We start from the raw sequence: 12,014 nt of genomic DNA on the forward strand, positions 1-12,014 counted from the left end.
CTCCCACGAAGGGAACGTTCGATGAGCACCGCGAAACAGCACGGCCGTCCCGCCTCCATCGTCGGGCAGCGCCCGTTCCCGCCCGAGCAGGTGGAGCGCCGGCCGGGCTGCCCGTTCGACCCGCCGGAGGCGCGGGAGCGGCTGCGCGAGGACGGGCCCGTCTCGAAGATCCGGCTGGCCAACGGCGCGGACCTGTGGGTGATCAGCGGATACGACGAGGCCCGCGCGGTCCTGTCCGACGTCCGGTTCAGCTCCGACGTCATCCGGCGCACCAGCTCGTTCAACCTGACTCCGGAGCAGGTGGCCGCGGGACCGTCCGGCTGCCCGGTGCACGAGGGCGAGCGCCGGGACGGCATGTTCATCTTCATGGACCCGCCCGAGCACACCCGGCTGCGCCGTCTTCTGATCAGCCAGTTCACCGTGCGCCGCATGAAGGCGCTGGAGACCCGGGTCCACGAGATCACCGTCGAGCTCGTCGAGGCCATGCGCGCCGGCGGCACCCGGGCCGACCTGGTCGCGGACTTCGCGCTGCCGCTGCCCTCGCTGGTGATCTGCGAGCTGCTCGGCGTCGCCTACGAGGACCGGGCGGAGTTCCAGGAACGCAGCGCGATCACGCTCAACACCGGCAACAGCGCGGAGGTGCAGGCCCAGGCGGGACTGGAGCTGCTGGAGTTCATGCGCACGCTGGTGGCCGCGAAGCGCGAGGACCCCGGCGACGACCTGCTCTCCGGCCTCATCCGCGGCGACCTCGCCGCCGACCCGCCCCTGTCGAACGCCGAACTGGTCGACATCGGCCTCACGCTGCTGGGCGCCGGGCACGAGACCACCGCCAACATGCTCGCGCTCAGCACCTTCGCGCTGCTGGAGCATTCGGACCAGCTCGCCGCGCTGCGCGCCGACCCCGCCCTGATCGACAACGGGGTCGAGGAACTGATGCGCTACCTGTCGATCATCCACACCGGACCGCGCCGGATCGCCACCGAGGACCTGACCGTCGCCGGTGTCACCATCCCCGCCGGCGACACCGTCTTGATCTCGGTGCCCACCGCCAATCGCGACGCCGCGCGCTGGTCCGCGCCCGAGCGGCTCGACCTCGCCCGGCCCCGGGCGCCGCACCTGGGTTTCGGCCACGGCGTCCACCAGTGCCTGGGCCAGCAGCTCGCCCGCGTCGAGCTGCGCATCGGGCTCGCCGAGCTGTTCACGCGCCTGCCGGACCTGCGGCTCGACGTCCCCGCCGCGGAGATCCCGCTGCGCACCGACATGGTCGTCTTCGGGGTCCACACGCTGCCCGTGGCCTGGGGATGACCGAGACCGCCGCGGCCCGCTACGCGGGCGCCCGGGTCCAGCGAGTCGAGGACGGCCGCCTGGTGACCGGGCACGGCACCTTTGTGGACGACATCGCGCGGCCGGGGATGCTCCACGCCTGCTTCGTGCGAAGCCCCATCGCGCGGGCGCGCGTCACGCACGTCGACGTCTCGCAGGCGCTGGAGCTGCCCGGGGTGCACGCGGTGTTCCTGGCCGGGGACCTCAATCCGGACGTGAAGGAGCAGTGGTACACCTCGCTCGGCCGGGACGCGGGCCTGGCCTGGCCGCCGCTGGCCTCGGACGAGGTGCGCTTCGTCGGGGACCCGGTGGCCCTGGTGGTCGCCGAGGACCGCTACCTGGCCGAGGACGCGACGGAGCTGGTGGAGGTGGACTACGAGCCGCTGCCCGCGATCGCCGACTACCGGGAGGCGCAGACCGCCGGCGTCCAGATCCACGAGGGCTACCCCGGCAACATCGCGGGCCAGGCGTCCGGGCCGCCGCCGGAAACGGTCGAGGACGCCTTCGCCTCGGCGCCGCACGTCGTCGAGGAGACCGTCTACCAGCAGGGCTACGCGGCGGTGCCGCTCGAGACGCGGGGGCTGGTGGTGGAGTGGACGGCGGGCAGCCGCGAGATGACGATCTGGGCCGCCACCCAGGCCCCGCACGAGGTCCGCGCGTTCTGCTCGCGGCTCCTGGGGCTGCCCGAGCACTCCGTCCGGGTCATCATGCGCGACACCGGCGGCGGCTTCGGCCAGAAGGTCGTCCCCCAGCGGGAGGAGATGTGCGTGATGCTGGCCGCGCGCAGGGTCGGCGGCGCCCTCAAGTGGATCGAGGACCGGCGCGAGAACCTGATGGCGGCGGGCCAGGCGCGCCACGAGCACGGCACGGTCAGGATGGCGTTCGACGACGAGGGCGCGATCCTGGCCGTGCGGCTCGACCACGTCCAGGACGTGGGCGCCTACCCGACACCGGGGCCGGTCAAGACGGCCGGCGCCGTCGGCATGTTCTTCCCCGGCCCCTACCGGGTGCCGCGCGGCGCCTGGTCGACCACGTCGGTGTTCTCCAACACCAGCGGCCGCACGGCCTACCGGGGCCCCTGGCAGTTCGAGTCCGTGGCGCGCGAGGTGCTGCTCGACATCGCCGCCCGCCGGCTGGGCATCGACGCGATCGAGCTGCGCAGGCGCAACCTGCTGCGCGGCGACGAGATGCCCTTCACCAACCCCAGCGGCATGCCCTACGACCACATGTCGCCGCTGGAGACCTTCGAGCAGGCCCTCGCGATGCTCGACCACGAGGCCTTCCGGCACGAGCAGCGCCGGGCGCGCGAGGCGGGCCGGTACCTCGGGGTCGGCGTCTCCGCCTACGTGGAGCCGACCACGACCGGGATGGGCTACTACGGAACGGAGGGCGCGACGATCCGCATCGAGCCGTCGGGCAAGGTGAACGTCTACGTGGCGGGCGGTTCGACGGGCAACAGCATCGAGACCACCGTGGTCCAGCTGACGGCCGACGCGCTGGGCGTCGACATCGAGGACGTCGCCACCATCCAGGGCGACACCGCGGTCACCCCGTTCGGCGCGGGGACCGGGGGGAGCCGGAGCGGATCCATGACCGCCGGGGCCGTCGCCGAGACCGCCCGCGTCCTGCGGGAGAAGCTCGTGGCGCTGGCCGCCCACCGCCTGGAGGCCGCGGAGGGCGACATCGAACTCGCGCACGGCCGCGCCCGCGTGCGCGGAACACCGTCCGCCGCGGTCGGCTACGCCGAACTGGCGGAACTCGCCTACTTCCGGCCGGAGGCGCTGCCGCCGGGCATCTCGGCCGGCCTGGAGGCGAGCGCCCGGTACAAGGCGCGGAGCCCCCTGCTCTGGGCCAACGCGACGCACGTGTGCACCTGCGAGGTCGACGTGACCACCGGCGAGGTGACCCTGCTGCGCTACATCGTGAGCGAGGACGCCGGGCCGATGATCAACCCGAACGTCGTCGAGGGGCAGATCGCCGGCGGGACCGTCCAGGGCATCGGCGGCGCCCTCCTGGAGCACCTCGCCCACGACGAGGACGGCAACCCGCTCGCCACCACCTTCATGGACTACCTGCTCCCGACCACCACCGACGTCCCCACGATCGAGTACGGCCACGTCGAGATCCCCGGACCCGGACCCGGAGGGTACAAGGGGGTCGGGGAGGGCGGCGCGATCGGCGCGCCGCCGGCCGTGATCAACGCCGTCGCCGACGCGCTGTCGCCGTTCGGCGTGCGGATCACGCGCCTGCCCGCAAGCCCCGCGGCCATCGTCTCCCTGCTCGAGTCACCGAACTGACCGATACGGCCACCCCGCCGGTGGTGTGCGGCGGTGCGATCTTGGGCACCTCTCGGAACACCGCCGGAGAACCGGCAAGGCCTGTGACGCCGACGTCCAAGCCGCCTCCCGGAGAGAACAGTCGACGCCGCCGTTCGCCGCACCGCGACGGCGCCCCCACCCCGAAGAACTGTCGATCAGCTGTAGCCCCCGACCGCTGATGAGAGGCGACTGTGTACCGAACCAGACGTTTCCCGGCAACCAGACGTTTCCAGGCGGCCGCCGTGGCCTGCGCCGCGGCCCTGGTCACGGCCGCGTGCAACGGCCACGCCGCCATCACCTCGACCGGGCCGGCGGGCGACCCCGTGCCCGGCGGCACCGCCCGCATCATCATGATCAACGAGCCGCGGAGCCTCGATCCCGCGGCCATGTCCAACGCGTGGGCGTTCAACGCCGTCCTGGGCAACGCCCTGTACGGCACCCTGATGACCAACGACGTCCAGACCGGCCGCGTCGACCAGCAGATGGCCGAGAGCTTCACCACCAAGGACAAGGGCGCGACCTTCGAGTTGAAGCTGCGCGCCGGCCTGACCTTCACCGACGGCGCACCGCTGGACGCGCACGCCGTGAAGTTCAACTGGGACCGGATCCGGAACCCGGCCACCGGCTCCTCCTCCATCCGCGACGCGGCGATGGTCGCCTCGACCGAGGTCGTGGACGCCCGGACCCTGAAGATCGCGCTGCGGATGCCCATCCCCAACTACGCCCACTCCGTGGTCGCCGGGGGGATGAACTGGATCGCCTCGCCGAAGGCGCTGGCGAAGGGGCAGCGGGCCTACGACGCCGCTCCCGCCGGCGCGGGCCCGTTCACCCTGAGGTCCTGGGACCGCCAGGACAAGATCATGCTGGTGAAGAACCCGAGGTACTGGGACGCCCCCAAGCCCTACCTCGACCGCATCGAGCTGCGCTCCACGTCCGACACCATGCAGCGGCTGAGCAGCCTGACCAGCGGCGGCGCCGACGTGGTCGTGGACACCAGCTGGAAGAGCATCGACAAGGCCCGCAAGGCCGGATTCCCGACCCAGGTCATGCCGCTGAGCGGCGGTCAGGCCCTGACCATGAACACGCGCAGGCCGCCGTTCAACGATCTTCGCGCGCGCCAGGCCATCGCCGCCGCGCTGGACCTCGATGCCACCGACCTCTCCGTCTACAACGGCAAGGGGAAGATCCCCTACAGGCTGTTCACCGAGACCTCGCCGTTCTACGAGGACATCCCGCTGACGAGGCAGGACAAGAAGACCGCGCAGAAGCTGTTCGACCAGCTCGCCGCCGAGGGCAAGCGCGTCTCGTTCACCTTCACCGCCCAGACCAGCCCGGACCCCAGGGCCGTGGCGGAAAGCGTCCAGGCCCAGCTCAGCGCGTTCAGGAACGTCGACGTCAAGATCCGGATCATCGCCTCCGCCGAGACCGCCGCGCTCTTCGCCTCGCGCGACTACGACATGCTCATCTCCTCGGCCCTGATGGTGGACCCCGAACCGCAGTTGTGGACCGTCCACCACGGCCGGTCCTCCGCCAACTACTCGGGACTCAGCGATCCGCAGCTCAACGCCGCGCTGGACAAGGGCCGCCTGTCGACCTCGATGGCGGAACGCAAGGCGGCCTACAAGGTGGTGCAGGAGCGGCTGGCCGCCCTCGTCCCCGTCGTCTACTACACCCGTGCCGCGCCCGCGGTCGAGACGGCCGGGAACGTCCACGGCGCCAGGCTGTACGGCTTCGGGTCGCTGCTGCCCGAGGAGCTGTGGATGCGACGGTGACGCCGCGGGGGGAGGCGGCGGAACCGCCGGGCGACGGGCTCCGTCTCTTCGTTCATGAACATCCCGGACGAGGAGATCATGACGGTCCCGGACTCGTGGCCGGCGCAGCTGCATCCGCGCCGCGACCTCGGGCCCGTCCCGGCCGCCGAGCCTGACGCCGAGGCCGCCGACCGCTGGCGGGCCCGGCTCGACGGCGAACGCGCCGAGATCGAGAAGGTCCTCGCCGTGGTGGAGGACGCCGACGCGGCGGAGGCGGCCCGCGCCTACCTGGACGGCGCCGCCGACCCCGTCGGCGCGGCCGTCGTCGCCGTCGCGGTCCTCGGCCGCGACGGCGACGCGGCGGGCTCGGACGAGGAGGAGACCGCCGCGCGCTACGCGGAGGTGATCGACGCGTGGGCCGCGGAGCACGGCGTCGCCTTCGCCGCGTGCGCGTTCACCGAGCTGCAGGGCATCGTGGTGTGGCGCGGCTTCCAGGGACTGCGGCAGCGCGAGCACGCGACGCGCCACCCCCTGTCCGGGGAGATCACCGCCCTGCGGACCGAGCGGAAGGACGACTCGGCGGAGCGGTACCTGCGCGGCCGGCGGGCGGGCCGCCGCATGCGCGCCCTGCTCGCCGCCGCCTCCGACGACGAGTACCGCTCCGCGGTGGCACGGCTCGCCTCGCTCCGCACCACCCCGGTCCGGCGCGCGACCGCCGCCTACCTCGTCCCCACCGAGCTGGACTGGGTGGAGCAGTGGTGCCGGGAACGTCCGGAGGAGCCCCTTCTCGCCAAGGGCGTGTGGACCATGCGGTTCTGCTCCCTGAGCACCCCGGAACAGCTCGCGGCGATGGGCGACTCGGCGGTCCTGAGCGGCGAGGCGCTCGAACGCCCGGTGCTGACCACGATGGCCGTGGCGCTGGGGGACGCGCTCGCCCCGCTGCTCTCCAAGGCTTCCGAACGATTCAACGACGTCGATTTCGCGGTGCTGGCCGCGATCCCCGGCGACGCCTCGTTCCGCCTGCTGCTGGAGCTCGCCGAGCAGAGCCCCGAGACGGGCCCGCTGCGCGACGCGCTGCGCCGTTACCCGGTGCGGACGCTGCGCCGGACCACCCGGCTGTGCTCCACGGGGGGCCGCATGGGCGTGGTCGCCTCCGATGTCCTCGACACCTGGGCGCGCACCGAGCCGGACCTTCTCCGCGCCACCGCCGACAAGCTCGGCTCGGGGGCCCGGGACCTCGTCCACTCGAGCCTGGAGACGACCCGGCGATTCCCCGAGGCCGCCGCCGACGTGCTGCCCAGGATGCTGGTCGCCCCCGCCTGGACCCGCCGCTCCGAGCTCGCCAAGCCCGTCACCATCTCGGGTCTGAAAGCCCCGGACGAGGTCACGATCCACTGGACAGACGGCGCCCGCCAGAACTGGGCCGAGGCCGACATCAAGGAGTGGATCGGCCACTACGGCGTCGCACCCGGCTGGGACAGGATCTGGCGTCCCGGCGACTGGCGCGACAGCGGGATCGTCCTTCCCCTGGTGTTCGCCCAGGCTCCCCTGGAGGTGGCGCAGCCCCTGCTCGCCGAGTGGGACACCACCGAAGGGCACCGGGTCCCCAACGCGATCAAGCGGACGGTGGCCCGGTTCGAGATGGAGGTCTACCCGCACGTGCTGCGGGGGGCTCGGCACAACTCCCGCTCCTTCGGCGAGTTCCTCCTGCCCTATCGGAGCGCCGAGGTGGCCGCGCTCATGGCGGACTGGTTCGTCCGGCTGAAGGCCGTCCGGAAGACCGCGGCCGCCTGGCTCGAATGGCACGGCACCGCCGCCGCCCGGCTCCTGGTGCCCGCCGCGCTCGGCAAGGCGGGTCCCGCCCGCCAGGCCGCCGAGGCCGCGCTCCGGCACATCGCCGCCGTCCACGGCGACGAGACGGTGCCGGCCGCCGCCCGCGAGCACGGCGAACGGGCCGCCGCCGCGCTCCAGGCGTTCCTCGCCACCGACCCCCTGGACGTCCTCCCGCCCACCGTCCCCGCCACGCCCGGCTGGCTGGACCCCGCCTCGCTCCCCCAGGTGGCGCTGCGCGACCGCCGCACCCGCCTGCCCGACGACTCGGTCGCCCACCTGCTCACGACGCTGGCGCTCTCACCGCTCGACGCCCCGCACCCGGGCCTGCGGATCGTGCGCGAGACCTGCGACCCGGCGTCCCTGGCCGCGTTCTCCTGGGCGGTGTTCCGCGCCTGGCGGACGAACGGCATGCCGGCCCGCACCAACTGGGCGTTCACCCAGCTGGGCCTGCTCGGCGACGACGACACCGCGCGCCGCCTCACCCCGCTCCTCCGGGAATGGCCGGGCGAGGGCGGGCACGCCCGCGCCGTCACCGGCCTGGACGTCCTCGCCGCCCTCGGCACCGACACCGCCCTCATGTGCCTCGACCAGATCGCGCAACGCGTCCGGTACAAGGGCCTGAAGACCAAGGCGATCGAACGGATCGGGCAGATCGCCGAGCGGCTCGGCCTCACCACCGACCAGCTCGCCGACCGCCTCGTCCCCGCCCTCGACCTGGACGCCGGCGGCGCCCTCACCCTCGACTACGGGCCCCGGACGTTCACCATCGGCTTCGACGAGGCGCTCAGGCCGCAGGTCACCGACCAGGCGGGCAGACTGCGCACATCCCTCCCCAAACCCGGCGCGAAGGACGACGCCCAGCTGGCCCCCGCCGCCTACCGGCGGTTCGCCCAGCTCAAGAAGGACGTCCGCGCCATCGCCGCCCACCTGGTCCACCGGCTCGAACGCGCCATGGCCGACCGGCGCCGCTGGACCCCCGAGGAGTTCACCGAGCTGTTCGCCCGCCACCCGCTGACCCGGCACGTCGCGCGCCGCCTGGTCTGGCTGGCCACCACAGAGGAGACCACGCGCACGTTCCGCATCGCCGAGGACCTCACCCCCGCCGACGCCGCCGACGACGCCTTCGCCCTCCCCGCCGGCGCCCGGATCGGCATCGCGCACCCCCTCGACCTCGGCGGCGACCTCGCGACCTGGGCCCAGATCTTCGCCGACTACGAGATCACCCAGCCGTTCCCGCAGCTCAGCCGCGACACCCACCGCCTCTCCGACGAGGAGCGAAGCGGCTCCCGGCTCGAACGGTTCGAGGGCCTGACCGTGCCGGCCGGCGTGATCCTCGGCCTGACCACACGGGGCTGGGAACGCGGCGACCCGCAGGACGCGGGCATCGAGCACGCCTTCCTGCGCCCCCTCCCCGAGGACCGGTACGCGCTGCTCCACCTGGACCCCGGCTTCGTCGCGGCCGACGCCCACGCGTTCGAGGAGCACACCCTCACCCACGCGTTCGTGTCCGGCGACCGGTTCGGGACGCCGTCCGGAGACCCGGTCCGGCTCGGCGACCTCGACGACGTCACCGCGTCCGAACTCCTCCGCGACCTGACCGTCCTCAAGGACGCCGCCACGTCAGCGTAGTCAGGTCCGCGATCACCTCGGAGACGATGACGGGATCCAGGTCCCCCCACGTCCCCTCGGTGAGGTGGACGCGCTGGATCTCCTGCTCCTCGCCGTCCCGCGCACCGCCGTAGCCGAAGCCCGGGAACAGCCTGACCACCGCGTGGACGCCCTCGGCCACCTCCCGGGCGAGGCCGTCGTCGGCGGGCCCGTCGTGCCAGGTCCGCTGCCGCAGCCCCATGACCGGCCCGCCCGCCGCCTTGAGCCCCTCGAAGCGCTCCAGCGAGGAGGCGCCCCGCTCCCGCTCGGTCGGCTCGTGCACCGGCCGGCCGAGCTGCGGGAACGGCTGCAGGATCTCGTAGTCGGCGAACACCTCCGACCAGGCCGCCACGCCCTTCTCGCCCAGCCCGACGGGATGCGCGATGCCCACCCGGGCCGAGGCGGGCAGGGTGAACGGCTCGTCGGAGGAGTCGGCGAGCGTGCGGTCCTCCGCGATCCGGAAGGCCGTTCCCGCGTCGTCCACCCAGACCAGCCGGCGCGCGATGTGCCACAGCAGCGGATGATCGACGATCAGCTTCCGGAACTCGGGCTCCGGCCAGCGGCGGCCGCGCACCATCGCCTCCTCCAGGCGCCGCACCTGGTCCTCGGCGACCTTGGCCACGTCCTTGCGCAGCTCGGCGAAGCGCCGGTGCGCGGCGGGCGCCAGCCCCGGGTCGTCGCCCGCGCCGGGACGCGGCAGGGACTTGCGGGCCCGGCCGTCCTCGTCGCGCACGTACGGCTTGAGCTGCTCGTCGAACCCGACGGTGAACCGGCGCGGCCCGTAGTCGAGCGTCATGCTGCCGTCCGCGTCCAGCCCGAGCGCGGGCACGAGCCGGTCGGCGAGCTGCCCGCGCGACAGCCCCAGATCGGCGGCCACCTCGTCGACCCACTCCATCGCCCGCTTCTTCAGCGAGTCCGACCGCGCCTTCTGCCCGATCCCGTACAGGTGCGCCAGCGCCGTCTCGGTGCCGATGCCCGCCAGGAGACCCAGCGCGGTGGCGGCCGTCTGCTTGCGGCCCTCGCCCGGCCAGGACCGGATCAGCGGCGCCAGCCGGCGCACCGTCGAGTCGTCGCCCAGCCAGGCGAGCTGCTGGAACCCCCAGCCCGCCGCGGTCGGCGCGCCGTGCAGGTCCCAGCCGCGGAACAGCTCCCAGGAGAACGCGGCCAGCGACCCCGGATCGCACGCGTCCCGGACGATCGGCACCCCCGGGTACACCTGGTCGGGCTTGCTGATCGACAGCATCGTCAGCACGTGCCCGGTGGCCTCGGCCGACAGCGCCCGGCCGTCCTTCAGCCGGATCCGCGGGAGCGTGCGCGGATCGCTCCACGCCGCCGGCTTGGGGAACGAGGCGGGCAGCACCTCCAGCGGGTCGGTGGCCAGCATGCCGGCGACCGCGTCAGCCGCCTGCTGCCCGTACGGCCGCACCGCCGCCACCACCGGGCCCGCTCCGTGCTCCGCCGCCAGGTGCCGCAGCGCGCCCTCGGCGTCGCGCCGCACCGCGCCCGGCTTACCGAGCGCGGCGGGCACCAGGTACGGGACGGCGGCCAGGCCGTGCCGCGCGAACCAGGCGACGGCGGCCCTGCGCGCCCGCCGCACGCGCATCAGGCAGCGCGCCACCAGCTCGACGAGCCCGGTGTCCAGGAACGGCAGCGCCAGCTCGGCCGCGAAGTCGGGGTGGCTCTTGCCGAGCAGCCCGACCACGTGCAGCGCGTCCAGCTCGAACCGGGCCAGCAGCGCCCTCTCCCAGATGTCCCAGGGGTAGAGGTAGCGCGGCACCCACGACGCCAGCCGCGGCCGGGCGACCTCCTCCGACACCGTCGCCAGGGTCTTCCCCTGCCGGAACGGGTCCAGGCTGCCGAACTTCCGGGCCATCTCCTCCGGGTCCTGGCCGCGGTCGGAGATGTACCAGTACCCGTTCGACCTGATCGGCGCCCACCCCTCCCGCTCGCCCGGCTCCCAAACGGCGACCGGCGCGGGCGGCTCCAGCCCCCGGATCACGACGGCCTTGGCCCGTTTCCGCTTGACCGCCCACGGCGGCGAGGCCAGCACGGCGGGCAGGGCCGCGGCGGGGGCCTCCGAGGCCGCGTCGTCGATCTCGGCCAGCGTCCGCTCGGCGACCTTGCGCGCGCCGTCCGGCAGGCCCGGCACCACCTCGGCGGCCAGGTCGCGGTGCCCCCGCAGGTGGCGGCGCAGCAGGTCGGCGGCGACGCCGGCGGCCTTGGTGGAACCCGCGGCGGCCGGCGGCAGCAGGCGCAGCGCCCGGCGCGGGAACGCCTCCATGGCCCTGAGCAGCGCGGGCGGGGCCTCTTTGTCGCCGACCCGGTCGACAAGGCACTGGAACGCCGCGTCCGACGGCAGCGTCGCCAGCGCCCGCAGCACCTGCCGGCGGCTCTCGGCGATCTGGTTCTCCAGCAGGTCCAGCAGCAGCGGCAGCGCCTCCGCGCCGAGCCCGTCGACCAGCGTGTCCGCGAGCCTCTCCGTCAGCACGGTGTAGCGGGGCCATGGGAGAGGGCGGAGCAGGCCGACCTGGTGCGGCGTGCTCAGCGAGCACAGCAGCAGCTCATACTGTTCGGTCATGACGTGGTTGTTGTAGAGGGGCGGGTGCGCGCAGCACTCGTCCACCCAGTCGGTCCGCGTCGGGACCAGGAAGGCCGCCACGAACCGCTGGCCCCGGGTGCGCCGGTGACCCTCCAGCCGCCGCTCCGCCGCCGCGTACTCCTCCTCGCCCGCGGCGGCCAGCAGCTCGCGCATCCGCTGCACACCGGCACCGCCGAGGACATAGAGGCTGTCGTCCTGCAGCGGTTTGACGGGCACGAACGTGCCGCCGGTCTCCCAGCGGTACTGGTACCCGCTCAGCTCCGCGACCGCGCACGCGGCGAACGCGACCCCCCGCTCAGCGGTCCACGCGTCCGGGAGCCAGTCCGGGCAGTCGCGCGTGCCGTTCCCGTGCGCGGCCATCGCCGCGACGGCCGCCCGCGCGGGATCGTCCTCCGCGCGAACGGACGCGTCGAGGCGCGCCGCCGCGGCCGGGTCCGGCACGGCCTCGGACACGTACGGGCCGTTACGCCGCGGATAGGGCCGTCGGCCCTCGGGGAGCTCGGGGATGTGATCTTCCATGGCGTCCGACCCTACGGCCCGCCT

At 73.8% G+C, this 12,014-nt stretch carries 5 protein-coding genes; 4 read left to right on the top strand and 1 reads right to left on the bottom strand.

Features of this window, described 5'->3' with window-relative positions; all coding sequences use genetic code 11:
- Window positions 1-21: 21 nt before the first annotated feature.
- The 4 genes from ACZ466_RS09045 (at window position 22) to ACZ466_RS09060 (ending at window position 8,854) form a co-directional block, all read left to right on the top strand.
- The gene (locus ACZ466_RS09045) at window positions 22-1,305 is read left to right on the top strand and encodes a cytochrome P450 (protein WP_378285524.1); all 1,284 of its coding nucleotides are present in this window, start codon (window positions 22-24) and stop codon (window positions 1,303-1,305) included.
- A complete protein-coding gene (locus ACZ466_RS09050; protein WP_378285525.1) occupies window positions 1,302-3,620 on the top strand; it encodes a xanthine dehydrogenase family protein molybdopterin-binding subunit in 2,319 nt (772 codons plus the stop codon). Before ACZ466_RS09045 ends, ACZ466_RS09050 begins: the two co-directional genes overlap by 4 nt.
- Before the next feature lie 263 nt (window positions 3,621-3,883).
- Window positions 3,884-5,413 (top strand): ABC transporter substrate-binding protein, encoded by a 1,530-nt coding sequence (locus tag ACZ466_RS09055; protein ID WP_378285526.1) that lies wholly within the window; start codon window positions 3,884-3,886, stop codon window positions 5,411-5,413.
- A 54-nt stretch (window positions 5,414-5,467) separates the two neighbouring features.
- On the top strand, window positions 5,468-8,854 hold the full coding sequence (locus ACZ466_RS09060; protein ID WP_464043176.1) for a DUF4132 domain-containing protein: 3,387 nt from the start codon (window positions 5,468-5,470) through the stop codon (window positions 8,852-8,854).
- Here ACZ466_RS09060 and ACZ466_RS09065 read toward each other — a convergent pair.
- Window positions 8,829-11,990, bottom strand: coding sequence for a DUF4132 domain-containing protein (locus ACZ466_RS09065; protein WP_378285528.1), 3,162 nt, complete (start codon window positions 11,988-11,990; stop codon window positions 8,829-8,831). The genes ACZ466_RS09060 and ACZ466_RS09065 overlap by 26 nt on opposite strands.
- Between the last annotated feature and the right edge of the window lie 24 nt (window positions 11,991-12,014).

It is taken from the genome of Actinomadura rugatobispora, from assembly GCF_055379765.1.

Bases quoted from the DNA above. Each gene is read 5' to 3' on its own strand.
- ACZ466_RS09065 (WP_378285528.1), bottom strand. From the start codon at position 11,990: ATGGAAGATCACATCCCCGAGCTCCCCGAGGGCCGACGGCCCTATCCG.
- ACZ466_RS09060 (WP_464043176.1), top strand. From the start codon at position 5,468: ATGAACATCCCGGACGAGGAGATCATGACGGTCCCGGACTCGTGGCCG.
- ACZ466_RS09045 (WP_378285524.1), top strand. From the start codon at position 22: ATGAGCACCGCGAAACAGCACGGCCGTCCCGCCTCCATCGTCGGGCAG.
- ACZ466_RS09050 (WP_378285525.1), top strand. From the start codon at position 1,302: ATGACCGAGACCGCCGCGGCCCGCTACGCGGGCGCCCGGGTCCAGCGA.